The 26,944-nt window shown below is 58.8% G+C and carries 27 protein-coding genes; 20 read left to right on the top strand and 7 right to left on the bottom strand.

What is annotated here, in order from left to right; genetic code table 11:
* Positions 1-2: 2 nt before the first annotated feature.
* From purN to RCI20_RS08245, 5 genes are all read left to right on the top strand, one after another.
* Positions 3-650, top strand: a complete 648-nt coding sequence (purN, locus tag RCI20_RS08265) for a phosphoribosylglycinamide formyltransferase (RefSeq protein WP_306604293.1) — start codon at positions 3-5, stop codon at positions 648-650.
* A 6-nt stretch (positions 651-656) separates the two neighbouring features.
* The gene (locus RCI20_RS08260; protein WP_306604292.1) at positions 657-1,655 is read left to right on the top strand and encodes a DUF3108 domain-containing protein; all 999 of its coding nucleotides are present in this window, start codon (positions 657-659) and stop codon (positions 1,653-1,655) included.
* A gap of 12 nt (positions 1,656-1,667) precedes the next feature.
* Positions 1,668-2,930, top strand: a complete 1,263-nt coding sequence (locus RCI20_RS08255; RefSeq protein ID WP_306604291.1) for an RsmB/NOP family class I SAM-dependent RNA methyltransferase — start codon at positions 1,668-1,670, stop codon at positions 2,928-2,930.
* Entirely contained in the window at positions 2,927-4,213 is a 1,287-nt protein-coding gene (locus RCI20_RS08250; protein WP_306604290.1) for a mechanosensitive ion channel family protein, read from the top strand. Before RCI20_RS08255 ends, RCI20_RS08250 begins: the two co-directional genes overlap by 4 nt.
* Positions 4,214-4,363: 150 nt before the next feature.
* Entirely contained in the window at positions 4,364-4,582 is a 219-nt protein-coding gene (locus RCI20_RS08245) for a hypothetical protein (RefSeq protein ID WP_306604289.1), read from the top strand.
* Here RCI20_RS08245 and RCI20_RS08240 read toward each other — a convergent pair.
* Entirely contained in the window at positions 4,569-5,345 is a 777-nt protein-coding gene (locus RCI20_RS08240) for a ParA family protein (protein WP_306604288.1), read from the bottom strand. The genes RCI20_RS08245 and RCI20_RS08240 overlap by 14 nt on opposite strands.
* A gap of 137 nt (positions 5,346-5,482) precedes the next feature.
* Between RCI20_RS08240 and RCI20_RS08235 the strand changes: the two genes are divergently transcribed.
* From RCI20_RS08235 to RCI20_RS08210, 6 genes are read left to right on the top strand one after another with little or no spacing between them, the layout of a single operon-like run.
* Positions 5,483-6,655: an aspartate aminotransferase family protein gene (locus tag RCI20_RS08235; protein WP_306604287.1), complete on the top strand. Its 1,173-nt coding sequence runs from the start codon at positions 5,483-5,485 to the stop codon at positions 6,653-6,655.
* Positions 6,656-6,657: 2 nt separating this feature from the next.
* Positions 6,658-7,578: an ornithine carbamoyltransferase gene (argF, locus tag RCI20_RS08230; RefSeq protein WP_373691497.1), complete on the top strand. Its 921-nt coding sequence runs from the start codon at positions 6,658-6,660 to the stop codon at positions 7,576-7,578.
* A 31-nt stretch (positions 7,579-7,609) separates the two neighbouring features.
* Positions 7,610-8,839: an argininosuccinate synthase gene (locus tag RCI20_RS08225; protein WP_306604286.1), complete on the top strand. Its 1,230-nt coding sequence runs from the start codon at positions 7,610-7,612 to the stop codon at positions 8,837-8,839.
* A 6-nt stretch (positions 8,840-8,845) separates the two neighbouring features.
* Entirely contained in the window at positions 8,846-9,070 is a 225-nt protein-coding gene (locus tag RCI20_RS08220; protein ID WP_306604285.1) for a DUF2788 domain-containing protein, read from the top strand.
* The gene (locus tag RCI20_RS08215; protein ID WP_306604283.1) at positions 9,071-9,388 is read left to right on the top strand and encodes a pyrimidine/purine nucleoside phosphorylase; all 318 of its coding nucleotides are present in this window, start codon (positions 9,071-9,073) and stop codon (positions 9,386-9,388) included.
* A gap of 5 nt (positions 9,389-9,393) precedes the next feature.
* Positions 9,394-9,888, top strand: a complete 495-nt coding sequence (locus RCI20_RS08210; protein WP_306604281.1) for a YajQ family cyclic di-GMP-binding protein — start codon at positions 9,394-9,396, stop codon at positions 9,886-9,888.
* A gap of 120 nt (positions 9,889-10,008) precedes the next feature.
* Here RCI20_RS08210 and RCI20_RS08205 read toward each other — a convergent pair whose 3' ends face one another.
* Complete coding sequence (locus RCI20_RS08205) at positions 10,009-10,722, bottom strand: type 1 glutamine amidotransferase (RefSeq protein ID WP_306604279.1); 714 nt, start codon at positions 10,720-10,722, stop codon at positions 10,009-10,011.
* Here RCI20_RS08205 and RCI20_RS08200 point away from each other — a divergent pair.
* The 5 genes from RCI20_RS08200 to RCI20_RS08180 are packed head-to-tail and all read left to right on the top strand — an operon-like array spanning position 10,721 to position 14,410.
* A complete protein-coding gene (locus tag RCI20_RS08200; protein ID WP_306604277.1) occupies positions 10,721-11,377 on the top strand; it encodes a TIGR02281 family clan AA aspartic protease in 657 nt (218 codons plus the stop codon). The genes RCI20_RS08205 and RCI20_RS08200 overlap by 2 nt on opposite strands.
* Before the next feature lie 10 nt (positions 11,378-11,387).
* The gene (locus tag RCI20_RS08195) at positions 11,388-11,645 is read left to right on the top strand and encodes a hypothetical protein (protein WP_306604275.1); all 258 of its coding nucleotides are present in this window, start codon (positions 11,388-11,390) and stop codon (positions 11,643-11,645) included.
* Complete coding sequence (locus tag RCI20_RS08190; RefSeq protein WP_306604273.1) at positions 11,642-12,235, top strand: CoA pyrophosphatase; 594 nt, start codon at positions 11,642-11,644, stop codon at positions 12,233-12,235. Before RCI20_RS08195 ends, RCI20_RS08190 begins: the two co-directional genes overlap by 4 nt.
* Before the next feature lie 45 nt (positions 12,236-12,280).
* Positions 12,281-13,204 (top strand): CobD/CbiB family protein, encoded by a 924-nt coding sequence (locus RCI20_RS08185; protein WP_306604272.1) that lies wholly within the window; start codon positions 12,281-12,283, stop codon positions 13,202-13,204.
* A gap of 24 nt (positions 13,205-13,228) precedes the next feature.
* Positions 13,229-14,410 carry an acetyl-CoA C-acyltransferase family protein gene (locus RCI20_RS08180; protein ID WP_306604270.1) on the top strand — a complete coding sequence of 394 codons (1,182 nt, stop codon included), beginning with the start codon at positions 13,229-13,231 and terminating at the stop codon, positions 14,408-14,410.
* Positions 14,411-14,486: 76 nt separating this feature from the next.
* Here RCI20_RS08180 and RCI20_RS08175 read toward each other — a convergent pair whose 3' ends face one another.
* Positions 14,487-16,352: a potassium transporter Kup gene (locus RCI20_RS08175; RefSeq protein ID WP_306604268.1), complete on the bottom strand. Its 1,866-nt coding sequence runs from the start codon at positions 16,350-16,352 to the stop codon at positions 14,487-14,489.
* A 324-nt stretch (positions 16,353-16,676) separates the two neighbouring features.
* On the opposite strand from RCI20_RS08175, the gene RCI20_RS08170 reads away from it, so the two are divergent.
* Together RCI20_RS08170 and RCI20_RS08165 are read left to right on the top strand one after the other, a co-directional pair.
* Positions 16,677-18,089: a circularly permuted type 2 ATP-grasp protein gene (locus tag RCI20_RS08170; protein WP_306604266.1), complete on the top strand. Its 1,413-nt coding sequence runs from the start codon at positions 16,677-16,679 to the stop codon at positions 18,087-18,089.
* A gap of 3 nt (positions 18,090-18,092) precedes the next feature.
* Positions 18,093-19,040: an alpha-E domain-containing protein gene (locus tag RCI20_RS08165; protein ID WP_306604264.1), complete on the top strand. Its 948-nt coding sequence runs from the start codon at positions 18,093-18,095 to the stop codon at positions 19,038-19,040.
* A gap of 7 nt (positions 19,041-19,047) precedes the next feature.
* On the opposite strand, the gene RCI20_RS08160 is transcribed toward RCI20_RS08165, so the two are convergent.
* The gene (locus RCI20_RS08160) at positions 19,048-20,718 is read right to left on the bottom strand and encodes a Na/Pi cotransporter family protein (protein WP_306604263.1); all 1,671 of its coding nucleotides are present in this window, start codon (positions 20,716-20,718) and stop codon (positions 19,048-19,050) included.
* 123 nt (positions 20,719-20,841) lie between these two features.
* Between RCI20_RS08160 and RCI20_RS08155 the strand changes: the two genes are divergently transcribed.
* Together RCI20_RS08155 and RCI20_RS08150 are read left to right on the top strand one after the other, a co-directional pair.
* On the top strand, positions 20,842-22,056 hold the full coding sequence (locus tag RCI20_RS08155; protein WP_306604262.1) for an NAD(P)/FAD-dependent oxidoreductase: 1,215 nt from the start codon (positions 20,842-20,844) through the stop codon (positions 22,054-22,056).
* 113 nt (positions 22,057-22,169) lie between these two features.
* The gene (locus tag RCI20_RS08150) at positions 22,170-24,299 is read left to right on the top strand and encodes a response regulator (protein ID WP_306604260.1); all 2,130 of its coding nucleotides are present in this window, start codon (positions 22,170-22,172) and stop codon (positions 24,297-24,299) included.
* Here the strand turns inward: RCI20_RS08150 and RCI20_RS08145 are convergent, their stop codons facing one another.
* From RCI20_RS08145 to RCI20_RS08135, 3 genes are all read right to left on the bottom strand, one after another.
* A complete protein-coding gene (locus RCI20_RS08145; protein ID WP_306604258.1) occupies positions 24,300-25,910 on the bottom strand; it encodes an NAD(P)/FAD-dependent oxidoreductase in 1,611 nt (536 codons plus the stop codon). It abuts the gene before it with no gap.
* Between the two features lie 6 nt (positions 25,911-25,916).
* A complete protein-coding gene (locus RCI20_RS08140) occupies positions 25,917-26,372 on the bottom strand; it encodes a cytochrome c (protein ID WP_306604256.1) in 456 nt (151 codons plus the stop codon).
* A 77-nt stretch (positions 26,373-26,449) separates the two neighbouring features.
* Positions 26,450-26,755, bottom strand: coding sequence for a hypothetical protein (locus RCI20_RS08135; protein WP_306604254.1), 306 nt, complete (start codon positions 26,753-26,755; stop codon positions 26,450-26,452).
* Between the last annotated feature and the right edge of the window lie 189 nt (positions 26,756-26,944).

Below are 26,944 nucleotides of genomic sequence, written 5' to 3'. Positions count from 1 at the left end.
ACATGAAAAACATCGTCATCCTGATTTCCGGTCGCGGCAGCAACATGGAGGCGTTGATCGCCGCCCGCGACGCCGGCCAGTTGCCGGTCAATATCGCCGCCGTGATCAGCAACCGGCCGGATGCCAAGGGGCTGGAGACGGCTTCACAGGCGGGGATTGCCACGCGCTGCCTGGATCACAAGGCCTATGCCGGGCGCGAGGCTTTCGATGCCGCGCTGGCCGAATGCATCGATGCCTTTGCCCCGGACCTCGTCGTGCTGGCCGGATTCATGCGCATTCTGACGGCGGATTTCGTGCGCCATTACGAAGGTCGGCTGTTCAACATCCATCCGTCGTTGCTGCCATCCTTCCCCGGTTTGCACACACATCAGCGGGCGCTGGATGAAGGCGTGCGGATTCACGGCTGCACCGTGCATTTCGTGACTGCCGAGCTCGATCACGGCCCGGTCGTCATCCAGGCGGCGGTGCCGGTGCTCGATGGCGACGACGAAGACAGCCTGTCGGCCCGCGTCTTGCGCCAGGAACACCGGATTTATCCGCAAGCCGTGCGCTGGTTTGCCGAAGGACGCTTGCGCCTGGAGAATGGCCGGGTTCGCGTGAGCGGCGAAATGGCGGAAAGTGCGGCGCTTGTCGTTCCCGAATTGCGCTGAGTTTTGATGCCGCGAGTCCTGTTAGCTGCGCTTCTGGGGTCCTTGGTCATCCATGCCGTGCTTTTGTTCGGTACGGATTTTCATTGGCCAGACGAAGTTCAGGAAAAACAGGTCATCCAGGCGACCTTGCTCAAGCCGCCGCCCGCCTTGCCGGTGGCGCAAGTCAAACCACCGGCCCCTGTAGCGGCACCTGCCAAGCTGCCGGTAAAGCAGCGCCGGCTCAAGCGGGCGCCTGAGCCGTCAAGTGATTTCCGGGATCCGGTGGGCGATGTGCTTGCGCCGCAGGAAATACCGGAATCCCTGCCGTCGACCGCAGAAATTGCGCCAAATCCCCCGCCCGTCAATCGCGTTCTCGAGCCTGTCCTGCCGTCGACCGGCGGTCTCAGCTTCGCGGTATACAAGGATTCGCTGGGTGTGCCGATCGGTCGTGCCGAACATCAGTGGGTGTTTCCTGGTGATGGCACATATCGCTTGACCAGCACCATGGAAACCAGCGGTTTGGTCTCCCTGTTCAAACCGGTGCGGCAGGTGCATGAAAGCCGGGGGCGGCTGACGGTCGGCGGTTTGCAGCCGGAGCATTTTGCCGTGTCGAAGAATGGCGAAGCCAGCACGGAAAATGCCGATTTCGACTGGTCGACCGGAGAAGTCCGTCTGGCGCGCGATGGCAGCGTGCAAGCGATTGCTGCCGGGACGCAGGATATGCTTTCGCTGCACTACCAGTTGGCCTATCTGGAAAAGCCGGAAGACGGATCAACGATTGGTGTGGTTACCGGTAAACGTTATGAGCGTTATGCGCTGGACTCGCTCGGCGAGGAATATATCGAAACGCCGGTCAGGCGTTTCCGCACCCTGCACCTGCGTGCAGCCGGTGAAACGCTGACTGAAATATGGATTGCACTCGATCAGCAGCGCTTGCCGGTTAAAATTCGCTTTACCGACAAAAAAGGCGATAGCTATGAGCTGCGTCTTACGGAAATTGGCGCCGATCTGCCGCCATCAGACTGATTCAGGATGCCCATGAAAGCTCGTTTTACTCCCGCCCTTTTTGCTCACGCCGAAGCCGTGCTCGACCAGTTAATGCGTTTTGAACATCCGGCCGATGCTGTTGTATCGCGTTATTTTCGCGAGCATCGTCAATTGGGGCATGCCGACCGCGCCTTTGTCGCGGAAACGGTATTTGCCGTTTTGCGCCGTGGACGCAGCCTGGAGGCGCGTTGTGCCGGGCGATTGTCGAATCGGCATCGTTTGCTGGTGGCCCTGGCCGTAACGCGTGGCTGGAGTCAGCGCGAGCTGGTGCCGGTGCTCAATAGCAATGAGGAAGGCTGGCTGGCGGCCGCCAAAGCCATGCCGGATAGCGACATGCCGCCGGCTGTGCGCTGCGATCTGCCGGACTGGTTATACGAGCGGCTGGTTGCCCAGTATTCGCCGGAAGCGGTACTGGAGCTGGCCGCCGCGCTGAATCAGCCGGCGCCGCTCGATCTGCGCGTCAATACCTTGAAAACCAGTCGCGAGGCGGTGCTGGAGCGCCTGGCGGCCGATGGCATCGGCGCTATCCCCGGCAAGCTTTCCCCGCTGTCGGTTCGGCTCTCCGGCAAACCGGCACTGGCCAGTCACCCGCTGTTTATCGAAGGTGCTGTCGAGGTGCAGGATGAGGGCAGTCAGTTGCTCGGCCTGGTCATGGAAGCCAAACGTGGCGAAATGGTCGTCGATTTCTGCGCCGGGGCCGGTGGCAAGACCTTGCTGCTTGGCGCGCAGATGCGCAATACCGGCCGGCTGTATGCCTTTGATGTATCGGACAAGCGGCTGACCAAATTGAAGCCACGGCTGGCGCGTTCTGGCTTGTCCAATGTGCATCCGGTACGCATCGAACATGAGCGCGACAGCCGGGTCAAACGCCTGTCCGGCAAGGCCGACCGCGTGCTGGTCGATGCCCCGTGTTCCGGCCTGGGGACCTTGCGCCGCAATCCCGACCTGAAATGGCGGCAAGGCGAGGAGTCGATTGCCGAATTGACCGCCAAGCAGACGGCCATTCTCGATTCGGCGGCCCGCCTGGTACGTCCCGGTGGTCGTCTGGTTTATGCCACGTGCAGCTTGTTGACCGCAGAAAACGAGGCCGTGGTCGACGCTTTCCTGGCCGGACATCCGGATTTTTCGCTACTTCCGGCCTCGATCGTCCTTGAGCGGCAAGGTGTTGCCTATGAGGGCGATTTATTGCGCCTGTTGCCGCACCAGCACGATACGGATGGCTTTTTTGCCGCCATTCTGGAACGCAAGGCATGATGGATAGCAGTACTCAGGCCCTGAAGCTGATTGGGCATTTGCTCGACGACTTTCAGAACCCGAATTTTGTCTGGCAGGTTGCTGCGTTGGTGGTCAGCCTGCTGGCTGCCTGGTTCATCGCCAGTTGGTGGCAATCGACGCATCCTTCGTCACCCGGTCGTTTGCAGCAGGCCGGTCGGCGCTTGGTCTTTCCGCTGGCCGGCATGCTGCTGACCGGGATTGCTCAACTGCTGCTCAAGCCTTTCTTTTCGATCACCTTGCTCAAGTTGGCCATGCCCTTGCTCGGCTCGATGGCACTGGTGCGCAGCGTGGTTTTTGTCTTGCGCCAGGCGTTTCCCGGTGCCGGTTGGTTGACGGCCTGGGAGAAAGCCATCGCAATGCTGGTCTGGGGCTGGTTGGCGCTCTATATCACTGACCTTGCACCGTATGTTATTGACTCCCTGGAGAATTTTGAATTTACGCTGGGCAAGCAAAAGCTCAATCTATGGCTGATCCTGAGCGCTGTTGCGACGGTTTTTCTGACCGTGGTATTTGCGCTATGGATCGGTGGTGTCATCGAAGCGCGCCTGATGCGCATGCAGACGCTGGACGGCAACTTGCGTATCGTCGGCGTGCGCATTGCCAAGGCAGTCCTGACCGTGATTGCCATCATTGCCAGCCTGTCGCTGGTCGGTATCGACATGACGGCGCTGTCGGTATTCACCGGCGCGCTGGGCGTCGGCCTGGGCTTTGGTTTGCAGAAGATTGCCAGTAACTATGTGGCCGGTTTCATCATCCTGCTCGACCGCTCCATCCGCATCGGCAACCTTGTTCAGGTGGGGGCCGATAGCGGTGAGGTGACACAAATCACGACGCGCTATACGGTACTCAAGCATCCGGGCGGGACCGAGTTCATCGTGCCGAATGAAACCCTGATCGGCACGACGGTACAGAACCAGACCTATTCGGACAACCGCCTGCGTCTGGCGACCACGGTCGGCGTGGCCTATGACAGCGATGTCGAATTGGCGATGCGCTTGATGGCGGAGGTGGCGGGGGCCACGGAGCGCGTATTGGCCGATCCGCCGCCCAAGGTATTCATTACCCAGTTTGCCGATAGCAGCATCAATCTCGAACTCGGTTTCTGGATCACCGATCCGGAAAACGGCAGGATGGGGGTGGTTTCCGAACTCAATCTGGGTATCTGGAAAGCCTTCAAGGCGAACGGTGTCGAGATACCGTTTCCGCAGCGTGAAATACGTGTTTTGAACAATCCGCCAGCGGAAACCGTATTGCCCGCCTGACTTCGCTTGTCGCCTGAACGGCGACGGCGGATCGGAAAGTTCGTGTTGCGCTCCGCCGAGCGAGCGCTGGCTTTTTGATTGTTTTTCCAGAAACCACTGCATATACTCCATCTACTGCTTTGATCTATTGGGGGTTTTATGCAGGCAGCGATGGTCAGTAAATATATCTTCCGGATCCGGACGCGTAATGGTGTGATTGTCGAACACCTGTCGCTCTATGGTCGGGATGAGGCTGATGCGCGACGCAAGGTCGAGCAGATCTACAATTATTGTGAAGTGCTGGCCTGCGTGCACCAGTTGGCACCTCTGCAAAGCCGCTCCGCTTCGATGAATTACGAAGACGTGGTTGACCTGATCAGCGCGGCGTGACCGGCAGGCAGCCCCGCGCAATCAGTTCGGTCAGCAGACTCTGGTAATCATGGGCGCCTGTGCTGCTGGGGTTGTGGCGGAAGACATCCTGGTTCAGGGAAGGGCTTTCCGCAACCGTCACATTTTCTGCAATGACGGTTTCCAGAACTTCATCACCGTAACGTTCGCGCAATTTGCTGCGCACGTCTTCACTCATGCGCCGCCGGCGGTCGAAACGGGTGAGCAGGTAGTAGCGATTGACCCGCCGCTTCATTACCGGTTCGAGGACTTGCAGGGTGCGACTGATGTGATCGGCGGCCTGCAATGACAGATAGTCGGTAGACACGGGAATGATCAGGTGGTCGCAGGCAAAGATGGCATTCAGGGCAAGTACGCCAATATAGGGACAGCAATCGATCAGGCATTGACGTTCAGGCTGTGTTTCTTCCAGCGCATCCAGTCCATAGCGCAATTTGTTGAGAATTGCCGGCCCTTTGCCGAAAATCGAATCGACCTTGATCAGTTGCTGATGCGCCGGAATCAAGCGCCCGATTTCTGCCCATTCAATTTCCAGATCCTGCAGTGTGCGAACTTCCTGAAAGAAGCCGAACAGGCTCTGGTTGGCTTCCAGCGGCGCCTGACCGTGAATGCTGGAAAGGTGACCTTGCGGATCGAGGTCGATCAGAAGTGGCGGGTTGCCTGAGCGATTCAGGGCAGCGCCGAGATTGAGTGCAGTCGTCGTCTTTCCGACGCCGCCTTTCTGGTTGAATATGGCGATTCGCATGGTTTTGCCGTTCTATACAAGGCGCTATTTTTCACTTAACATTCAGCTTTCTGCAACTGTTTCCGGATATTTCTTCGGTTTTGGTTGTGGTCGTTCCGGCGGCGGTGGCCGCCGTTTTCGTTTTATGGGGTTGTCTCATGTCGCATGTCATGAATACCTACGCCCGGTTGCCGGTGGCATTCAGCCACGGTCAAGGCAGCCGGATCACCGATACCCAAGGGCGCGAGTATCTGGATGCCCTGTCCGGTATTGCTGTCAATACCTTGGGCCATGCCCACCCCAAGCTGGTGGCCGCGATTGCCGCCCAGGCCGGGCGCATGCTGCACACCTCCAATCTTTATGGGGTTACCGGCCAGGAATTGCTGGCCGACAAGCTGACTGCGCTGTCCGGCATGCAGGAAGTGTTCTTCTGCAATTCCGGTTGTGAGGCGAATGAAGCAGCGATCAAGCTGGCGCGTTTTTACGGTCACAAGAAGGGCATCGAACTGCCCACCATCATCGTCATGGAAAAATCTTTCCATGGCCGGACCATGGCAACGCTGTCGGCTACGGGCAATTACAAGGTTCAGGCCGGTTTCGAACCGCTGGTCAGTGGTTTCATCCGGGTGCCGTATGGCGATCTGGAGGCAATCAAACAGGTTGCGGAGCATCACAACAACATCGTTGCCGTCATGCTGGAAGTGATCCAGGGTGAGGGTGGCATTCATCTGGCAGATCCCGCCTACTACCAAGGGGTGCGCGCACTCTGCGATAGTCAGGAATGGCTGATGATCTGCGATGAAGTGCAGTGCGGTATGGCGCGCACCGGCAAGTGGTTCGGTTATCAGCAGGTTGCCGTTCAACCGGATGTCGCAACGCTGGCCAAGGGGCTGGGTTCCGGCGTGCCGATCGGTGCCTGCATGGCGGGTGGCAAGGCGGCCGGACTGTTCGGGCCGGGTAATCATGGTTCGACCTTCGGCGGTAATCCTTTGGCCTGTACGGCGGCGCTGACCACCATCGAATGCATTGAGGAAGAGGGTTTGCTGACCAATGCCGATCAGGTCGGCGCGCTGATTCGCCAGTTGTTCGGTGAGGCGCTGGCCGGGGTCAAGGGCTTGGTCGATGTGCGTGGCCATGGCTTGATGATCGGTGTCGAACTGGATCGTCCCTGCGCTGCGCTGGTTGGTCAGGCGCTGGCGGCGGGGCTGTTGATCAACGTGACGGGCGATACGGTCATTCGCCTGCTACCGCCACTCAATTTCAGTGAAAATGACGCGCGTGAGCTGGTCGACCGCATGATTCCGCTCATCAAGGCCTTTTTGGCGGGGTAATCATGGCGATCAAGCACTTTCTGCAGTTCAAGGATTTTACGCGCGAGGAACATCAGTATGTTTTCGAGCGTACGCGCTGGATCAAGGATCAGTTCAAGTCGTATCAAAAATACTGGCCGCTCAGCGACCGCACGCTGGTGATGATTTTCGAGAAGGCCAGCACGCGCACGCGCTTGTCCTTCGAGGCTGGCATGCATCAGCTCGGCGGTGCGGCGATCTATCTGAATACCCGAGATTCGCAACTCGGTCGTGGTGAACCGGTTGAGGATGCAGCACAGGTCATCTCCCGCATGAGCGACATCGTGATGATCCGTACTTACGAGCAGGACATCATCGAGCGTTTCGCGGCCAACTCCCGCGTGCCGGTGATCAATGGGCTGACCAACGAATATCATCCGTGCCAGATACTGGCCGATATCTATACCTACATCGAGCATCGCGGTTGCATCCAGGGCAAAACGGTAGCCTGGGTTGGTGATGCCAACAATATGTGCAATACCTGGTTGCAGGCAGCGCAGGTGCTGGATTTCAAGGTGCATGTGTCCACGCCGCCCGGTTATGCGCTTGATCCGGCCTTGATCGCCGGGGTCGACGCGGCACACTACGAAGTTTTTGCCGATCCGATGGATGCCTGCCGTGGTGCCGATCTGGTCACCACCGACGTGTGGACGTCGATGGGTTTTGAGGCCGAGAACGAGCAGCGCATCAAGGCCTTCGCCGACTGGTGTGTCGACGGCGACATGATGCGCGTGGCCAATGAAAAGGCCGTGTTCATGCACTGCCTGCCAGCGCATCGTGGCGAAGAAGTGACGGCTGAAGTGATCGACGGCCCGCAATCGGTGGTCTGGGACGAAGCCGAAAACCGGCTGCACGTCCAGAAGGCTTTGATGGAATATCTGCTGCTCGGCCGCCTCAAGGCTTGATCGGCATCGTAAAACGCAACAAGGAAAGCAAATGAGCGACGTCAAGAAAGTGGTTCTCGCCTATTCGGGCGGTCTGGATACCTCGGTCATCCTGAAGTGGTTGCAGGATACCTACCAGTGCGAAGTGGTTACCTTTACCGCCGACCTCGGCCAGGGTGAAGAGCTCGAGCCGGCGCGTGCCAAGGCGCTGCAGTTCGGCATCAAGCCGGAAAACATCTTCATCGACGACCTGCGCGAGGAATTCGTCCGCGATTTCGTCTTCCCGATGTTCCGTGCCAACACCGTCTACGAAGGCGAATACCTGCTCGGTACCTCGATTGCCCGGCCGCTGATCGCCAAGCGCCTGATCGAGATCGCCAACCTGACCGGCGGCGATGCCATTTCGCACGGCGCCACCGGCAAGGGCAACGACCAGGTCCGTTTCGAACTCGGCGCCTACGCGTTGAAGCCGGGCGTCAAGGTCATCGCACCGTGGCGCGAATGGGATCTGCTGTCGCGCGAGAAGCTGCTGGCCTATGCCGAAACCAACGGCATTCCGATCGAGATGAAGCACAAACAGGGTGGTTCGCCGTATTCGATGGACGCCAACCTGCTGCACATCTCCTTCGAAGGTCGCCACCTGGAAGACCCGGCAGCCGAAGCCGAAGAAAGCATGTGGCGCTGGACGGTTTCACCGGAAGCTGCACCGGACCAAGCGGAATACCTCGATCTGGAATTCGCCAAGGGCGACCTGGTCGCCATCAACGGCCAGAAAATGAAGGCGCACGAACTGCTCGCCAAGTTGAATGAACTCGGCGGCAAGCACGGCATCGGCCGTCTCGACCTGGTCGAAAACCGCTACGTCGGCATGAAGTCGCGCGGCTGCTACGAAACTCCGGGTGGAACGATCCTGTTGCGCGCCCACCGCGCCATCGAGTCGATCACGCTCGATCGCGAAGTCGCCCACCTCAAGGACGACCTGATGCCGCGCTACGCCAGCATGATCTACAACGGCTACTGGTGGAGCCCGGAGCGTCTGGCACTGCAGTCGCTGATCGACTTTACGCAGCAGACGGTCAACGGCTCGGTGCGTCTGAAATTGTACAAGGGCAATGTCATCGTCGTCGGCCGCGATTCGCAGACCGATTCGCTGTTCGACTCGACCATCGCCACTTTCGAGGACGATGCCGGTGCCTACGACCAGAAGGATGCGGGCGGCTTCATCAAGCTGAACGCGCTGCGCATGCGCATCGCCGCCAACCTGAAAGCGCGCAAGGGATAATTGGCCATGGAAAACGGGACCGTCTTCGGATTCAACGAAGCGCAAATCGCTGACTTCTTTTCAACCTGGGGCGTCGGCGCGTTCATCCTGTTCATGCTGTTCATCATCGGCGAGATCGCCTGGAAGTCGAAAGCCGGCAAGACGGGCACCTTTGTGCTCTTCTTCGTGCTGGCTTTCGGCATGGTCGGCTTTATCGCCAAATCAGTCATTCAGAAAATCTGGGGTATTTAAATGTCGCAATACGACAACGTTTCCGTGGTCAAGAAGGCCAATGTTTATTTTGATGGCAAGTGCGTCAGCCACACCGTCGTGCTGGCTGATGGCACCAAGAAGACCGTCGGCGTGATCCTGCCGTCCAGCCTGACTTTCAACACCGGTGCGCCGGAAATCATGGAAGGCGTCGGCGGTTCCTGCCGCGTCAAGCTCAAGGGCGAAACCGAGTGGACGACCTGGGGCGAAGGCCAGTCGTTCAATGTGCCGGGCAACTCGTCGTTCGAGATTTCCGTTGCCGAAGGCGATGCTTACCACTACGTCTGCCACTTCGGGTAATCGCCATGCCGAGCTTTGACTTCACCTCCGAAGTGGACATGGTGGCGTTGAAGAACGCCGTCGATATCACCTCCCGCCAGATCGATAACCGCTACGACTTCAAGGGCACCTCGGCCAAGCTCGAGTTGAACGAGAAAGACAAGGTCATCACGCTGCATGGCGATTCCGATTTCCAGCTCGACCAGATCAAGGACATCCTGTTTCCCGCGATGGAAAAGAAGGAAACCGAGAGCACCAAGCGGCTCGATCACCAGCCGGTGCAGAAGGTGTCCGGCAACAAGGTCAAGCAGGAACTGAAGATCAAGAATGGCATCGAGACCGAAATGGCGAAGAAGATCGTCAAGATGATCAAGGACGCCAAGCTCAAGGTTCAGGCGTCGATTCAGGGCGAAGAAGTGCGTGTCCAGGGCGCCAAGCGCGACGATTTGCAGGAGTGCATCGCCTTGATCAAGAAATCGATCACCGACTTTCCGATCAAGTACGGCAATTTCCGCGATTGATTGCGGTTGACCTTGGGGCCAGCACTTGATTTTATGGTCCTGGGGCCAGCCGTTGTTTCTATGGTCCTGATAAAACGACAAAAAGGCAGCCGCGGCTGCCTTTTTGCTTTCTCTCACGGTTCAGCGCTGCAGGCCGCCGATCCACACCGAATAGAGCTGTTCCGATAGTTGCCGCATGACCGGCAAACGCTCGCTGATTTGTGCCAGCATTTCTTCCGGGGTTTGTACGCTGGGCTGGTCGGCAACGGCGATGGCTTCATCGGCCCATTGCTCGCACCAGGTGGCGATCATCTCCGGGGTCATTTCGACATGGCACTGCATGCCGAGGTGCGGGCCGAGGACGTACATCTGGTTGGCGCAGTAAGCGTTGGCAAACAGGCGGCTGGCGCCGGGGGGCAGGCTGAAGGTTTCGCCGTGCCACTGGAAAATGGTACTCGCAGCACTGGCCATATCGCCCAGCCAGTGACGTGCCAGGGCATCATCGCCAGACTCGGCGCTTCCCCAACCGATTTCCTTGACCGGATTCTTCGTGACCTGACCGCCGAGCGCCTTGCTGATCAATTGGCCGCCCAGACAATGACCAATGACCGGAATATTGCGCGCAACGGCATCGCGGATCAGCGCGCAAACCGGGGATATCCAGGGCAATGGATCGTTGACGCTCATCGGCCCGCCCATGAAGCACAAGCCGGAGTAATTTTCTGCTGTCGCGGGCACTGCCTGGCCTTCGTCGATGGCGATCAGCGTCCATGGAATCCCTTGCTGCTCAAGGAATATGGCAAAATAGCCCGGACCTTCTGTGGGGGAGTGGCGAAAAATGGCAACAGGTTTCATGGCTTCGACTCGGCTGGGGAAAACAGCCGCTGATTTTACGCTGCTCGGTCTGTGTTTTTTGCTATCGCTGCCGCTTAATGCTCAGGAGGTCGGGCTGGCAGGCATCATGGGCAACAAGGCCTTGTTGATCATCAATGGCGCGCCGCCACGTTCGGTGCCCTTGGGGGCGACGGTGGATGGGGTCAAGGTGCTGGCAGTGCAGGATAATCAGGTAATCATCGAACTGGGTGGGCGCAAGCGTCCGCTGCGTGTCGGCCAGCACGCGGTGGGTACCTCGACCGGAGGTGCTGAGCAGATGGTGTTGAACGCAGATTCGCGTGGGCATTTTTTTACCACCGGGACGATCAATGGCGTTTCGCTGCGTTTTCTCGTCGATACCGGTGCCAGCATGATTTCACTGGGTGCGAGTGATGCACGGCGCATGGGGCTGGATTTCAATCGCGGTCAGAAGGGGATGTCCCAGACTGCCAATGGCCAGGTTATGGTCAGCAAGGTGCAACTCGACAATGTCCGCATTGGCGGTGTTACCCTGCATCAAGTTGACGCCCTGATTCATCAGTCGGATATGCCGGTTGCCCTGCTTGGCATGAGTTTTTTGAATCGTATGGAAATGCAGCGTGATGGCAACACCATGACGCTGAAAAAACGTTTTTAGGAGAGAGAAGATGCCACACCGGGACGAGGAAATTGCGCTCTTGAGCGATGAGTTGGAAATGTTGATGCAAGAGCGGCAGTTCCTGTTGCGTGTTGTCGGTGCCAGTGCCGCCCTGATTGCTTCGCTGGACAGCAAGCATTTGCCGGTAGGGGCGATCGAAGCGGCCGATATGGTGGCGACGACGATCAACAGTTTGTCCGAGGAAACCCTGCAAGATGCACTTTCTGCGGTCCACGCTGAAATCGAGGAGAATTCGGCGGCGGCATGAGCATTGATCTCGAGCGCTTGCAGCGCTGTTTGCTGGCAAGTCCGCCGAATGGCGAGGCAGTGATCGAGGATGGCGCGCAGTCGGAAGCAGGCAAGCTGACCGCAGCTGCCGTTCTCTTTCCGATTGTTCGACGCGACAACGGATACACGGTTTTGCTTACCCAGCGGACGGCCCATTTGCGCGATCACGCGGGGCAGGTCAGCTTTCCTGGCGGCCGGGTTGAGCCTGATGACAATTCGCCGCTCGATACCGCATTGCGGGAGACCGAAGAAGAAATCGGTCTGGCACGTCAGCACGTGCAGGTTCTGGGTTATCTGCCTGAATACCGTACCGGTACGGGTTTTCGGGTGATTCCCGTGGTGGCTGTGGTTTCCCCACCATTTGAACTGAAGCCCGATCCCTTCGAGGTCGCCGAGGTTTTCGAAGTGCCGCTGGCCTTCTTGCTTGACGAATCGAATCATCAAAGGCATTCCGTTCATTTGCGCGGTGCCTTGCGGCATTACTTTGCCATGCCTTACGGCGACTATTTCATCTGGGGGGCAACCGCCGGCATGATCCGTTCGTTGACCGAAAGGCTTGTGGTATGTTGACGTTCTAAACCAAGACAACACGCCGCGAACGCTGTTTTTACCTTCATGAGTCTTTTCTCGCTGATTGCCGTTTTTCTGCTCGAGCAATTCAAGCCGCTGGATTATCGTCGTATCGTCGCGGAACCGCTGGGAGCCTGGGCGGCCTTCGTCGAAGCACGCTTCAATGCCGGTGCCCGCCATCACGGTGTGGCTGCTTGGTGCGTGGCAGTCGCTTTGCCGGTGCTGCTGCTTGGCCTGGTTTATCTGGCGTTGTACTGGCTGAATCCCTTGCTTGGCTGGACGCTCAATGTGGCTGTGCTTTATCTGACCATGGGGTTTCGCCAGTTCAGTCATCATTACACCGAGATTCAGTTGGCCTTGCGCTTGGGCGATCTTGATCGAGCGCGTCAGTTGCTTGCCGAATGGCAGGGACGTGCGACACATGACATGAGTGTGCAGGAAGTGGCGCGCTTGTCGATTGAGGGCGCGCTCGGTGCATCGCATCGCCATGTTTTTGCTGTATTGCTCTGGTTTGTGCTGCTGCCCGGCCCGTGCGGCGCGCTGCTCTATCGACTGGCACTCATCGTCCGTGATCAATGGACGTCCGACATCTCGGCGGAGCATAATGAATTTTCCTTATTTGCCCGTCGGGTTTTCGGTATTATCGACTGGTTGCCTTTACGCACGACAGCTGCAGCCTTTGCCGTTGTTGGCGATTTCGAGGATGCCGTGCATTGCTGGCGGACGCAACCGGCCATGTGGCCGGACCGTGATCTGGGTATTGTTCTGGCTAGCGGCGCTGGTGCGCTGGGGGTTCAACTGGGTGGCTCGGTCGTGGATGAGGTGGAAGTTTCCGACCGTGCCGAACTTGGGCTGGGTGATCCGGCCGATGTTGATTTCATGCAGAGTGCCGTCGGGCTCGTCTGGCGCGCGACGGTGTTGTGGATGTTGTTGCTCTTTTTGTTGGGGCTTGCCAGTCTGGCGGGCTAGAGAAATTTTTACGAGGAGTTCTATATGAGCAGAGATGTTGTCGTTCTGAGCGCAGTTCGTTCCCCGATTGGTTCTTTTGGTGGTTCCCTGGCCGATTTTGAAACCAGCGAACTCGCCGGTATCGTGATGAAGGAAGCTGTGGCCCGCTCCGGTGTCGATCCCCAGCAAATCAACTACGTCACCGTCGGCACGACGATGCCGACCGATTCCCGTTATGCCTACGCGTCGCGCGTTGCCTCCATCCAGGCTGGCCTGCCGATGGAATCCGTTGCCATGCAGGTTTCCCGTCTGTGCGCTTCCGGTCTGCAAGGTATTGTGACCACCGCCCAGAACATCATGCTGAGCGATGCCGACTACGGTATCGGTGGTGGTGTTGAAGTCATGTCCAAGGCTGCCTACCTGATGCCGGCGCTGCGTTCCGGTGCACGCATGGGTGACACCAAGGCCATCGACTCGATGGTTGCCGTGCTGACCGACCCGTTTGGCGTTGGCCACATGGGTATCACGGCAGAAAACCTGGCAACCAAGCACGGCATTACCCGCGAAGCCCAAGATGAGTTTGCCGTTGAATCGCAACGTCGTGCTGCCGCTGCCATTGCTGCCGGTCACTTCAAGTCGCAGATCATGCCGATCGTCAAGCAGACCCGCAAGGGCGAAGTGGTTTTCGATACCGACGAATACGTCAAGGCCGGCACCACGCTGGAATCCCTGGCCAAGATGAAGCCGGCTTTCAAGAAAGACGGTACCGTCACCGCCGGTAACGCTTCCGGCATCAACGACGGCGCTGCCTTCTTCGTGCTGGCCGCGGCCGACGTCGCTGCCAAGGCTGGTTACAAGGCCCGCGCCCGTATCGCCGGTTACGCCGTTGCCGGTGTGCCGAACGACATCATGGGCGAAGGCCCGATCCCGGCCACCAAGCTGGCCCTGAAGAAGGCTGGCCTGACGCTGGACCAGATGGATGTCATCGAGTCGAACGAAGCCTTTGCTGCCCAGGCACTCTCCGTTTCCAAGGTGCTCGGCCTGGATCCGGCCAAGACCAATCCGAACGGCGGCGCCATTGCCCTCGGTCACCCGGTTGGTTGCTCCGGTGCCTTCATCGCCACCAAGGCCTTGTACGAACTGGAACGCATCGGCGGCAAGTACGCGCTGGTCACCATGTGTATCGGTGGCGGTCAGGGTATTGCCGTGATCTTCGAACGCGCCTGATCGATTCGCGCTTCGCCAAAAAACCGCCGGTGTGTACCGGCGGTTTTTTTATGTCTGTGGTAATTCCTGCATGGACTTAAATGACCAGTTGCGTGCCAAGTTCGACCACGCGATTGGTGGGTATCTGGAAAAACTCGCTGGCATTGGTGGCGTTCTTCGACATAACGGCAAACAATCGGGCGCGTGGCAGGGAGAATTTTTTGGCCAGTGCGGGAACGATGGTTTCGCGCGACAGATAAAAAGTGGTTTCCATGAGGTCGAATCGTTCACCGAAGCGTTTGCATTGTTCGAGTGCGCCCGGCACGTCCGGACTCTCCATGAAGCCATAGCGCACAATCAAGCGCTTGAAACCGTGGTCCATTTTATGCAGAAAAATACGCTCGAAGTCGTTAACGTGCGGTGTATCGGTGGTCTGGATGGTCAATAAAATGACCCGCTCATGTAGCACCTGATTGTGTTTCAGATTGTGGAGCAGGGCCGCTGGTACGCCATCCTTGGAACTGCTCATGAATACAGCCGTACCTTGGACTCGGTGCACGTCGCCCAGCGAATCGAGGAAAGCGTCCATCGGGATGCTCTGTTTGGCCATTTCCTGCGAGACAAGACTGCGACCGCGTCGCCATGTCGTCAGAACAACGAAGGAGATGATGCCCATGGCGATGGGGAACCAGCCGCCATCCGGAATCTTGATGGCATTGGCCGAGAAGAAGGCGATATCGACGCTTAGCATCAACCCGGTGATCAGGGCGACGAGGAGTTTGTTCCAGCGCCACATCAAGACCATGACAAAGGCGATCAGGATGGTGTCGATCAGCATCGTGCCGGTCACCGCAATGCCATAGGCAGCCGCCAGGTTGGATGAACTCTTGAAACCGATGACCAATGCGACGACCGCCAGATAGAGCGTCCAGTTGGTAAAAGGAACGTAAATTTGTCCTTGCTCCTGGCCGGATGTGTGGATGATCTGCATGCGCGGCAACAACCCCATCTGGATCGATTGGCGAGCCACGGAAAATGCGCCGGAAATCACCGCTTGCGACGCAATGACCGTGGCTGCCGTGGCCAGGATAACCATTGGAATCAGGGCCCAGTCAGGTGCCAGATGGAAGAATGGGTTGGCAATGGCATCCGGCTCGGCCAGCAAAAGTGCGCCTTGGCCGAAGTAGTTCAGGACCAGTGCGGGCATGACGAAACCGAACCAGGCGAGACGAATCGGGAAACGGCCAAAATGGCCCATGTCGGTATACAGCGCTTCGCCGCCGGTGACTGCCAAAACCACGGAGCCGAGTGCGAGAAATGCCAGTGCCGGGTGCGTCTGGATGAAATGGAAGGCATAGCTAGGCAGCAAAGCCATCAAGACGCTGGGGTTGTGAATGATTTCAAGCACGCCCAACACGCCAAGAATACCGAACCAGGTGATCATGATCGGGCCGAAAAACATGCCGACTGTGCCGGTGCCACGCTTCTGGATGGCAAACAGGATGGTGATGATGACCAGGGTAATCGGGATCACGTAGTGTTTCAGTCCGGGGGCGATCAGTTCGATACCTTCGACCGCCGAGAGTACCGAGATGGCCGGTGTGATCATGCTGTCCCCGTAAAACAGGGCGGCAGCAAAAATGGCCAGCAGCGTAATGATGCGCGCGAGTACCGGGTTCTTTGCCCGTTCCGTGATCAGTGCCAGCAAGGCCAGTGACCCTCCTTCGCCACGGTTGTCGGCGCGCATGATGATGGCGACGTACTTGATGGAAACCAGGGCCACGATGGACCAGAACACCATGGACAGAATGCCCAGGATGTTTTCCGGGGTGACCGGGATGGGATGATGGCCGTTGAATATTTCCTTCAGGGCATACAACGGACTGGTGCCGATGTCGCCAAATACCACGCCAATCGCGGCAACGGTAATTCCCGGCAACATGGCCTTTGAACTGGATTTCATTTTTTCCCCCGATATCACGCGCCGCCGATACTATGAAATCAGGTGTAAAAAAGCTGTAAAAACGATGGGGGTGAGCGCTGTTGAATTGCCTCTTTAGTCTTCCTGGCAACTCCTGCCGGTATTTGGCAAGCCCGAGCATGCTGCATGCTTGGCGTCGAATGTTCACAAATTCCTAATGTTTGCACCAGCATGAGTTCATTTGGCACCACAATGGGGCAGTGGTTATAGGTATGTTTTGCTAATTCACTGATTCAACGTGTATTTGTTGTGTGGCACGGAATCTGCTGAATTTCATCCGAGAGCATCCTCAGTGACGAGTCCAAAATGAACTTCTATAACGAGATGTACGACGCCAACGGCGGGGTCAGGGAGCACTACAAGGGTTACGAGACATGGCTGGCGGCAACGCCGGCAGAACGTATCGAACGCAAGCGGGCGGAGGCCGATCTGGCATTTCACCGTGTCGGCATTACTTTTGCGGTCTACGGTGAAGAAGCCGGAAAAGAGCGCTTGATTCCCTTCGATGTCATCCCGCGCATCATTCCGTCGAAAGAATGGAAAGCGCTGCAAAGCGGCATGCGGCAACGGGTCACGGCGCTCAACATGTTCCTTTGGGACATCTACCACGATCAGGAAATTCTCAAGGCGGGAAAAATTCCGGCTGAACAAGTCCTGAACAATGCCCAGTATCGTCCTGTGATGCAGGGGATCGATGTGCCAGGCGGGATTTACGCGCACATTGCCGGCGTGGATATTGTTCGGGCTGGCGAGGGCGAGTTCTACGTATTGGAAGACAACCTGCGGGTGCCATCGGGTGTCTCGTACATGCTCGAAGACCGCAAGATGATGATGCGCCTCTTCCCCGAATTGTTTGCCAAGCACAAGGTGGCTCCGGTGCAGCATTACCCGGACATGCTGCTGGAAAAACTGCGCGCCGTGGCGCCTCAGGGCATCGCCGATCCGACCGTGGTTGTGCTGACGCCGGGGGCTTACAACAGCGCCTATTTCGAACATAGCTTCCTGGCCCAGCAAATGGGCGTCGAGCTGGTCGAGGGACGCGACCTCTTCGTCAAGAACGATACGGTTTACATGCGCACGACGCAGGGGCCGCAGCGCGTTGATGTGATCTATCGCCGGATTGACGACGACTTCATGGACCCGCTCGTATTCCGTGCCGACTCGGCACTGGGGGTACCGGGCATCCTGAAAGCCTATCAGGCCGGTAATGTCACCTTGTCGAATGCGATCGGGACCGGTGTGGCTGACGACAAGTCGATCTACCCCTACGTGCCGGACATGATCCGTTTCTATCTCGGCGAAGAGCCGACGCTGAACAATGTGCCGACCTACATGTGCCGCAAGAAAGACGATCTGGCCTACGTGCTCGATCATCTGGCCGAACTGGTGGTCAAGGAGGTGCATGGCGCCGGCGGCTACGGCATGCTGGTCGGCCCGGCATCAACGAAGGAACAGATCGAACATTTTCGCCAGTTGCTGATTGCCAAGCCGGATGGCTATATCGCCCAGCCGACGCTCGCCTTGTCCAATTGCCCGACCTTCGTTGAAGAGGGGATTGCGCCGCGCCACCTCGATCTGCGGCCCTTCGTACTGTCCTCGGGCAAGTGCGTGAACATGGTGCCGGGCGGCCTGACCCGCGTTGCCCTGACCAAGGGTTCGCTGGTCGTCAATTCGTCGCAGGGCGGCGGTACCAAAGATACCTGGGTTCTGGAGGATTAAGCCATGCTGAGCCGTACTGCCGATCACCTGTTCTGGATGTCGCGCTATATCGAGCGCGCCGAAAACCTTGCCCGTCTGCTCGATGTGACGTGGCAAACTTCTCTCGTGCCGCAATCCGAGGAAGCCGCCAACCAGAGTTGGGCTGCAATCATCGCCCTGAACAGCCTGGAAGAGGCTTATGCCGCCAAGTATTCTGCGGTCAACGGGGAAAATGTGCTGCGTTTCATGGTCAGTGACCACGACAATTATGCTTCGATCCATAGTTGCCTGCGCCTGGCACGGGAGAATGCGCATGCCGTGCGTGGCACCTTGACTACGGAAATGTGGGAAACCTTGAATTCGACCTGGCTGGAGGCACGTGAAAAGAGCTTCGAGCAGATCATGAATGCCGGTGTCGGCGACTTTTTCGAGTGGGTCAAGGTACGTTCTTCGCTATCGCGCGGTACGACCATCGGTACCTTGCTGCAGGACGAGGCCTTCCATTTCATTCGTCTGGGCACCTTGCTCGAGCGGGCAGACAATACCGCACGCATCCTCGATGTCAAATACCATGTGTTGCGTCCGCACGGCGATGAGGGCGCGACCGATTTCTACCAGTGGGGCGCCTTGCTTCGTTCGGTTTCGGGTTTCGAGGTTTATCGCAAGGTGTACCGCGATGTCATTACGCCGGAGCGAGTTGCCGAGTTGCTGATCCTGCATAGCGACATGCCGCGTTCGCTGCGTTTCTGTCTGTCCGGTGTGGTCAAGAACCTGGAGTTGGTGGCCAATAGCCATTCGGACGAAACCATGCGCCAGGCCGGACTGCTTTACTCGCAACTGCGTTATGGGCGGATCGAGGATATCCTGAAAGTTGGTTTGCATACTTGGCTGACCGACTTCATGGATCGCATCTACCTGCTCGGCGACGGGATCAGCAAGGACTTCCTGATTCCAATGAGCGAGGCAGCTTGAGGCCGGCTCAATCCACGCTTAACGCCTCTTGCCCTTCTTCGCCCGTTTCCTCGCTGGAGACGGGCGTTCCCAGCGGGACTGGGCTGAGTGTTTCCAGTATCGCCGCCGCCTTGTGCGCCTGTTCGACCAAGCGGCGCAATGCGCTGAAACCGCTCATTACTTCATCCATGCAGTCAATATTGATTGTCCCGGCGGCACCGGCCTCGAGCAGTCTGGCCTTGAGCGCGTGATAGTTCAGCTCGAAGTCGGCAAGCCGTTCGGCGTCGGGTAGCTGGAAATCCGCTAGTAGTGGGTCCAGTTGCTCAAGCAGGCCTACAGCTTGGCGTGCCAGCGTCCGGGATGCGTCGACCAGCGCCGCGTCAGCGATGGTCGGCAGGGCGGTATGAATCCTGCCGAGTTCGGCACTCAGTTCGTGGCAGGTATCGTAATAGCGATGAACGCGCAGCAGCGAGGCAAGATTGCGCGCGGTGTCCTGTGGCATCGGGTGCCGATTCACTTCGGTGACGAAATCGACGATGGCCCGTGCCAGCGGCGGGAAGGGATCGACTTTCGGCCAGGCTGATGGGCCATCGCCATCGGGCGTGGCGCGCCGGCGTACGGTATCGAGCACGATGTTGCCCAGGCGGGAAATTTCACGATGCAGCGCGTCGACCGCAAGAGCGGGCACCGAGCCGACATTGCGGTCGATATAGCGCGGCTGGCCGATTTCCTCTTCCTGGGTGCGGAAACGGCCCTGGAGAAAACGGGCAAGACGATCCGTCAGCGGCCACATCAATGCCACGCCAAGCAGGTTGAAGACGGTATGGAACAAGGCCAGGCTGACCGCCGGCTGGGCGCCCAGTTCCAGCCAGTCGCGCAGCATGGCGATCAGCTGGAGCAACAACGGCAGGCTGAGCAGGGCGACGACACCGGTCAGCAGATTGAACATCACGTGCGCCAGTGCCGCCCGGTGGGCGTTCGGGGTGGCGCCGATCGAGGCGAGCAGTGCGGTAGTCGTTGTGCCGATATTGGCACCAATGACTGCCGCCGCGGCCTCAGTCAGGGGCAGTACGCCAGCTTCGGCCAGCGTCAGCACGATGGCGAGGGCGGCCGCAGAAGCCTGCATCAGCACTGTCAGCACCGTACCGGCGAGGACAAAGGCCAGGATCGACCAGATACCGTGACCGGAGAGTACGCTCAGGTCAAGCGCGCTGCCGCCGCCGGCAAAGGCCTGCTGGAGAAAGCCGATGCCGAGAAAGAGCACGCCGAAGCCGCCGATCGCACCGCCAATCGCGCCGCGCCGGGTTTCCGGGCCGGACAGGCGCAGCATGATGCCGATACCGATCAAGGGTAGTGCTGCGGCTTCGAGCTTGAGCTTGAAGCCGATGACGGCAACCAGCCAGCCGGTGAAGGTCGTGCCCACGTTGGAGCCGAAAAATATCCACAGCGACTGGCCGAGTGGCAGCAGGCCGGCATTGACGAAGCCGATGGCGGCCACGGTGACGGCGCTCGACGACTGCACTAGTGCCGTGGCAAAGATGCCGAACAGCAGGCCGCGCAGCCGCGTTGCCGTCCACGTGTGCAGCAGCCTCGACAGCGAGGGGCCGACGGCAAGTTTCAGGCCGTCGGTCATCATCGTCATGCCGAGCAGGAAAAGCCCGACACCGCCGAGCAAGCCGCCGAGGTTGATTCCATCCATAAGGCACCATATGGTTTGTCGTAACCCAAGAGTGGCGCCGGAGGCCTGCGCCGTCAAGCACCGTCAGGTGCATAAGGGGCGATGTTAGAATCCGCCGCCTGATGCCCAGCGAAGCGGAGTGCCATGCAATTTGACGTGATCATCATTGGTGCCGGTGCTGCCGGCATGATGTGTGCCGCCCAGGCCGGTTTGCGTGGCCGGTGTGTGCTGCTGGTCGATCATGCAGAAAAGCTCGGTGAGCGTATCCGGATTTCCGGTGGCGGACGTTGCAACTTCACCAACCGCACGGTCAGCGCCGAGAATTACCTGTCGCAGAATCCGCATTTCTGTCGTTCGGCCTTGGCCCGCTTCACCCAGCACGATTTCATCGCCATGCTGGACAAGCGCCGCATTCCATACCATGAGCGCGAACACGGCCAATTGTTCTGCAACGACTCGGCCGAGGACATCATCGCCATGCTGCGCGATGCCTGTGAGGACGCCGGCGTGCGCTGGGCCATGCCGTGCCGTGTGGCACAGGTCGAATGCCTGCCGGGCGATGTTGCGCTGCCTTGGCGCTTGAGTACCGACCAGGGGAGTTTTCGCAGTCAATCGCTGGTCGTTGCCACGGGGGGGCTGGCGATTCCGAAAATTGGTGCTAGTCCTTTTGGTTATCGGCTGGCTGAGCAATTTGCCATCCCGGTCGTGCCGCCACGACCGGCACTGGTACCGCTGGCGCTGGCACCGGAACTGCTGGAGCCGTTGAAGCCGATGGCCGGCGCCACACTCGACGCCAGCGCCCGCTTTGATCAAGCGGCCTTCCGTGAAAACGTGCTGATCACCCATCGTGGCCTGTCCGGCCCAGCCATCCTGCAAATCTCCAGTTACTGGCAGATGCAGGAGTACGGCAGTGGGAAAAAGCAGCCGGTCGAGATCGATTTGCTGCCCGGTATCGATGCCGGGGCCTGGCTGGAGCAGCATCGGCAGGGGCGCGTGCATTTGCCCAACTTGCTGGCCGAACATTTGCCCCGGCGTTTCGCCCATGAATGGTGTGCGCTGTATGGCGGCGACAAGGCGGTCAATCGGCCGATCGGCGAACTTGGCCGGCGCGATCTCGAACAACTGGCCGGCAAACTGAATGCCTGGCCGCTGATGCCGGCCGGTACCCTGGGTTTTGCCAAGGCGGAAATTACCCTGGGCGGTGTGTCGACCGCAGCATTGTCGTCCAAGACCATGGCAGCCCGGGATTTACCGAGTCTGTTCTTTATTGGTGAAGTGGTCGATGTCACCGGTTGGCTCGGTGGCTACAATTTTCAATGGGCCTGGTCTTCCGGCTGGGTGGCCGGGCAGTTTGCCTAGGTGTCCGGCGTGCAGCCGCCGCCCGCCCGGTTTCTCGGGACATGGGGATTTATTTTCTGTAGCGCTTTTGCCGGACAATCCACCGCCATCCCGGCTCATTTAGAATTTCAACGATGAATCCCGCCAGTCCTTTCAAGCAAGTTCAATCTCTGCCACGGTTTGCCTGGTTGATCCTTGGTGCGCTCGCTTATTTCCTGACGGCAAAACTGGGAATGGCGTTGTTTTCCTTGCAGCCAAGCAATATCACGCTGCTCTGGCTGCCATCCGGCATCGGTTTCGTGATGTGCCTGTACGGTGGGGGAAGGGCGGTCCCCCTGATCCTGCTGGCCAGTTTTGTCGCCAATTTCCCCGGCATGTCCTTGCCCTCGGTCGGTATGCACCTTCTGCACACCCTGATTGCTGCGCTGGCCGATACCTTTGCCGCCTGGCTGGCTGCATTCATGATGCGCCGGCATCTGCCCGCAGGCTTGTCCCGGCCGCTGGACCTTCTGCTTTTCATCCCGCTGGTATGCGTCCTGCCGACACTCGTTTCGGCCGCCATACTGGCTGCCAATCTGGCCGTCGGGGCTTATATTCCCTGGTCGGCGGCAAGTGCATTCATCGGCATGTTGTTGCTGGCCGACAGTCTCGGTATCTTGATCCTTTTCCCGCTCGTCGAAGCCTGCAAGACGGATTGTTCCCGCTTGCGGGCAGCGTTTGGTTCGTGGCTGCTCATGATGCTGGTCGTCTTTGCCTTGATTTACCTGGCTTTTTCCGGGATGCCCGGGCTCATCTTTCTGGTGATCCCGGCATTGCTGTACATGGTTTTTCTGGGGGATCGGCTGGGGACTCATCTGGCGCTGGCGCTGGTGGTTTGTCTGATCGTCGGTCATGCCGCGCAGAATCTAGGGCCATTCGATATTGCCAATACCGCGCAAGGGCAGTTGATGCTGGTGATTTATCTGTTTTCCACGGCCCTGATCGTGACCGGCATGTTGTTGCAGCAGTATCAGTTGATGTGCGAGCAGCGGCACGTTGTGGAGCAGACGCTTGCGTTGCGCCAGGCCAAGGAGGCGGCAGAAGCAGCCAACCTGGCCAAGAGTTCATTTCTCGCCAACATGAGCCATGAATTGCGCACGCCGATGCACGGCATCATGGGCATGATTACCCTGGCGCGTCGGCGGATGAGCGATCCCAAGGGGCTGGATCAACTGGGCAAGGCGCAGGCTGCCAGTGAGCATTTGCTGGTGATCATCAATGACATACTCGATATCGCCAAGATCGAGGCCAATCACCTGGTGCTGGAGAAGCGAGAATTCAAGCTGGGTGAGGTTCTGGAAAACCTGCATGTTCTGGTTAGCGGCAAGGTCATGGAAAAGGGACTGGCGCTGAACATTGTTGCGGCGCCTGACTTGCTCAAGGAATCTTTTGTCGGCGACGCGTTTCGTTTGGGGCAAATCCTGCTCAATCTGACCGGCAATGCGATCAAGTTCACCGAACAGGGTGCCATTACGCTCCGGGTGTGCCGGATCGAGGCGGGGCCTGCGGCGGACTTGTTACGCTTCGATATTCAGGACACCGGTATCGGAATCAGCGAGGAAGCAAAAAGCCGCTTGTTCGCGGCCTTCGAGCAGGCCGATGGATCGATGACCCGGAAATACGGCGGAACCGGTCTGGGTTTGGCCATCAGCAAACGCCTGGCCTTGATGATGGGTGGCGAAATCGGTGTCGATAGCGAACCAGGGCAAGGCAGTACTTTCTGGTTTTCCGTCTTGCTCAACCGGTCGCAACGGGATACCGACCAACTGCATCAGCAAGCCGCTGCATCTGATTTGCTGGCGAGCACATTATCCGGAAAGTACCGGGGAAGCAGGGTCTTGCTGGTCGAAGATGAACCGATCAGTCAGGAGGTTACGCGGGACATGCTGGCCGAGATCGGCCTCAGTGTGGACTTGGCGGAAGACGGGCTGGCCGCTCTGGCGTTGGCTGGGGCGACGCGTTATGACTTGATCCTGATGGACATGCAAATGCCCAACATGAATGGTATCGATGCAACGCAGGCAATCAGGGTGCAGTCGCTGAACCGGCAAACGCCAATCCTGGCCATGACGGCAAATGCCTTTGAAGAGGACAGGCAGCGTTGTCTTGCTGCCGGCATGAATGATCATATTGCCAAGCCGGTCAATCCGGCCTTGTTGTTCGCTACCCTGGCCAAATGGCTGCCGCCAGCCTCGGCAGGCGAACAGGGTAAGCCGCCCGCCTGATCAGGTTGTCATCGCCCGCGCCAGCGCTTCCGCTACCTTGATGCCATCGACACCCGCCGACAGAATGCCGCCAGCGTAACCGGCGCCTTCGCCGGCCGGGTAAAGGCCGCGTGTGTTGATGCTCTGGAAATCGGCGCCGCGCTTGATGCGGATCGGCGAAGAGGTACGTGTCTCGACGCCGGTCAGCACTGCGTCGGCCATGGCGAAACCCTTGATCTGCCGGTCGAAAGCTGGAATGGCTTCACGCAGCGCATCGATCACGTAAGGCGGTACGCAGGTCGACAAATCGGTCATGTGCACGCCGGGCTGGTACGAGGGATCGACACTGCCGAGTGCGGTCGACGGCTTGCCGGCGAGAAAATCGCCGACCCGTTGGGCGGGAGCGGCGTAAGTGCCGCCGCCGGCGACGAAGGCTGCTGACTCCCATTGGCGCTGGAAATCGATGCCGGCCAGCGGATTGGTCCGGTAGTCGCCGGGGAAGTCGGCCGGTTCGATATTGACCACCAGCGCCGAGTTCGCGTTGCGTTCGGCGCGTGAATACTGGCTCATGCCATTGGTCACCACGCGGCCCGGTTCCGAGGTTGCGGCCACCACCTGGCCGCCAGGGCACATGCAGAAGCTGTAGGCGGCGCGGCCGTTGGCGCAGTGATGCACCAGCTTGTAATCGGCGGCACCGAGAATTTCGTTGCCGGCATTCGGGCCGAAGCGGGCGTGGTCGATCAGTGTCTGCGGGTGTTCGATGCGGAAACCGATGGCGAAGGGCTTGGCTTCGACATAGACGCCGGCGTCGTAAAGCATCTGGAAGGTGTCGCGGGCGCTGTGGCCGATGGCCAGCACGACGTGTTCGGTGGCGACCTGTTCGCCGCCGGCCAGTTCGACGCCACGTACTTGATGGTTATCGATAATGACGCGGTCGACCTTGCTGCCGAAGCGAATTTCACCGCCCAGCCCGGTGATCGTGGCGCGCATGTTTTCGACCATCTTGACCAGCCGGAAGGTGCCGATATGCGGCTTGCTGACGTAGAGGATTTCCTCCGGTGCGCCGGCCTTGACGAATTCTTCCAGCACCTTGCGGCCGTGGAATTGCGGGTCCTTGATCTGGCTGTACAGCTTGCCGTCGGAAAAGGTGCCGGCGCCGCCTTCGCCGAACTGGACGTTCGATTCCGGGTCCAGCGTGTTCTTGCGCCACAGGCCCCAGGTGTCTTTGGTCCGTTCGCGCACGGCCTTGCCGCGCTCCAAAATGATCGGCTTGAAGCCCATCTGGGCGAGCAGCAGTCCGGCCAGCAGGCCACAGGGGCCAGTGCCGATGACGACTGGCCGGCAGGGCAGCACGGCCGGTGCCTGCGCGACGAACTTGTAGGCCATGTCCGGTGTCGGCCCGATGTGGCGGTCTTCGCTCAGGCGTGCCAGTACGGCAGCTTCGTCGCGTACCTCGGCATCGATGGCGTAGATCAGCAGAATGGCGGATTTCTTGCGCGCGTCGTAGCTGCGTTTGAAAATCGTGAAGTTCAGCAGATCGCCGTCGGCGATGCCCAGACGCTGGCAGATGGCCGGACGCAGGGCGTCGGCGGCATGGGCTAGCGGCAGCTTGAGTTCGTTGATGCGCAGCATGGTGGGTCAGCGTGCCTTGAACGGTTTATGGCAGTTCTGGCAGGTTTCGTAAACGGCCTTGTAGGCCGTGTCGACCGCAGATTTTTCCTTCTTTTGTGCGGCAGCCAGCAAGGCGTCGGTGGCGGCAAAAAAGGCCACGCGTTCGCGCTCGAAACGTTCGGTTTCCTGCCACAGCAGTGCGGTGGCCTTGGTCGGCGGATAGTTGGTATCCGGCCCGAAATGCGTCCACGGGGCATCGCGTCGGGCGATCAGGTCATTCGCCATGCTGAGGAATTTGTCCGCATCGTAGCGGTCCTGCCGCAGCATCACACCCATCGGCTCAAAGGTCTTGATGATCTCCTTGAAGGCGGTTTGCCGGGTCTTGACCGGCTGGCCGGGACGCGTGTCCTCGACCTCGCCGCAGCCGGCAATGAATATTGCGGTCAACAAGGCAACAAGGGGGAAAATCGATTTTTTGGCCATGGGGTTTCGGGTCATGCTTGGGGAAGGGGGGCATTATACCCGGCTAGATTCACCCCCCGAACGCCCCGGCCAGCTTTCTACCAGCTTCTGGCCCCCTTCAGGTAATTGCGCATTTCGCCAACCTGCCTCGATGTGGCGACTTCACTGATCGGCGGATTGTTTGCTGCCTGTTCCGGGACCACCGGCAAAAGGTAATCGCGCAAGCGCAACACCATGATCAGCAGGTCTTCGTCGTCGGCAAGATCCTCAATTTCATTCAATCGTTGCCTGGCATAAGCGGGGTCGCGGGTCAGTCGTTCCAGATCGACCGATTCGCCGAGTGTGCGCTTCGCCTGTAATTTGAAGCGGGCCAATAATTGAGCCATTTCCATCTGCTTGTTCATTGTGCAATTTCTCCTTATGGGTGCAGCGCCCTGCTGTTAGGGGGGCAGGAGAATTTAGCGAAAATCATGCCGGCCGATGCAAGCTGCATCAGCTGAATGAAATCAATTGCTTAGTGTTTTCAGCAGAAGACGGGAAATGCGGTCTCCTGGTGCGGTCGACCGCATTTTTGGAGAGATTCTGGTGCATTG

The sequence above is a fragment of the Azonexus sp. genome (assembly GCF_030824335.1).
Classification (GTDB): Bacteria; Pseudomonadota; Gammaproteobacteria; order Burkholderiales; family Rhodocyclaceae; genus Azonexus.
Note: the sequence above shows the minus strand (reverse complement) of the source record. Positions and strands in the feature narration are given on the sequence as shown.

Coding starts and splice junctions, on each gene's coding strand:
- purN (WP_306604293.1), top strand. CDS start 3: ATGAAAAACATCGTCATCCTGATTTCCGGTCGCGGCAGCAACATGGAG.
- RCI20_RS08260 (WP_306604292.1), top strand. CDS start 657: ATGCCGCGAGTCCTGTTAGCTGCGCTTCTGGGGTCCTTGGTCATCCAT.
- RCI20_RS08255 (WP_306604291.1), top strand. CDS start 1,668: ATGAAAGCTCGTTTTACTCCCGCCCTTTTTGCTCACGCCGAAGCCGTG.
- RCI20_RS08250 (WP_306604290.1), top strand. CDS start 2,927: ATGATGGATAGCAGTACTCAGGCCCTGAAGCTGATTGGGCATTTGCTC.
- RCI20_RS08245 (WP_306604289.1), top strand. CDS start 4,364: ATGGTCAGTAAATATATCTTCCGGATCCGGACGCGTAATGGTGTGATT.
- RCI20_RS08240 (WP_306604288.1), bottom strand. CDS start 5,345: ATGCGAATCGCCATATTCAACCAGAAAGGCGGCGTCGGAAAGACGACG.
- RCI20_RS08235 (WP_306604287.1), top strand. CDS start 5,483: ATGTCGCATGTCATGAATACCTACGCCCGGTTGCCGGTGGCATTCAGC.
- argF (WP_373691497.1), top strand. CDS start 6,658: ATGGCGATCAAGCACTTTCTGCAGTTCAAGGATTTTACGCGCGAGGAA.
- RCI20_RS08225 (WP_306604286.1), top strand. CDS start 7,610: ATGAGCGACGTCAAGAAAGTGGTTCTCGCCTATTCGGGCGGTCTGGAT.
- RCI20_RS08220 (WP_306604285.1), top strand. CDS start 8,846: ATGGAAAACGGGACCGTCTTCGGATTCAACGAAGCGCAAATCGCTGAC.
- RCI20_RS08215 (WP_306604283.1), top strand. CDS start 9,071: ATGTCGCAATACGACAACGTTTCCGTGGTCAAGAAGGCCAATGTTTAT.
- RCI20_RS08210 (WP_306604281.1), top strand. CDS start 9,394: ATGCCGAGCTTTGACTTCACCTCCGAAGTGGACATGGTGGCGTTGAAG.
- RCI20_RS08200 (WP_306604277.1), top strand. CDS start 10,721: ATGGCTTCGACTCGGCTGGGGAAAACAGCCGCTGATTTTACGCTGCTC.
- RCI20_RS08205 (WP_306604279.1), bottom strand. CDS start 10,722: ATGAAACCTGTTGCCATTTTTCGCCACTCCCCCACAGAAGGTCCGGGC.
- RCI20_RS08195 (WP_306604275.1), top strand. CDS start 11,388: ATGCCACACCGGGACGAGGAAATTGCGCTCTTGAGCGATGAGTTGGAA.
- RCI20_RS08190 (WP_306604273.1), top strand. CDS start 11,642: ATGAGCATTGATCTCGAGCGCTTGCAGCGCTGTTTGCTGGCAAGTCCG.
- RCI20_RS08185 (WP_306604272.1), top strand. CDS start 12,281: ATGAGTCTTTTCTCGCTGATTGCCGTTTTTCTGCTCGAGCAATTCAAG.
- RCI20_RS08180 (WP_306604270.1), top strand. CDS start 13,229: ATGAGCAGAGATGTTGTCGTTCTGAGCGCAGTTCGTTCCCCGATTGGT.
- RCI20_RS08175 (WP_306604268.1), bottom strand. CDS start 16,352: ATGAAATCCAGTTCAAAGGCCATGTTGCCGGGAATTACCGTTGCCGCG.
- RCI20_RS08170 (WP_306604266.1), top strand. CDS start 16,677: ATGAACTTCTATAACGAGATGTACGACGCCAACGGCGGGGTCAGGGAG.
- RCI20_RS08165 (WP_306604264.1), top strand. CDS start 18,093: ATGCTGAGCCGTACTGCCGATCACCTGTTCTGGATGTCGCGCTATATC.
- RCI20_RS08160 (WP_306604263.1), bottom strand. CDS start 20,718: ATGGATGGAATCAACCTCGGCGGCTTGCTCGGCGGTGTCGGGCTTTTC.
- RCI20_RS08155 (WP_306604262.1), top strand. CDS start 20,842: ATGCAATTTGACGTGATCATCATTGGTGCCGGTGCTGCCGGCATGATG.
- RCI20_RS08150 (WP_306604260.1), top strand. CDS start 22,170: ATGAATCCCGCCAGTCCTTTCAAGCAAGTTCAATCTCTGCCACGGTTT.
- RCI20_RS08145 (WP_306604258.1), bottom strand. CDS start 25,910: ATGCTGCGCATCAACGAACTCAAGCTGCCGCTAGCCCATGCCGCCGAC.
- RCI20_RS08140 (WP_306604256.1), bottom strand. CDS start 26,372: ATGGCCAAAAAATCGATTTTCCCCCTTGTTGCCTTGTTGACCGCAATA.
- RCI20_RS08135 (WP_306604254.1), bottom strand. CDS start 26,755: ATGAACAAGCAGATGGAAATGGCTCAATTATTGGCCCGCTTCAAATTA.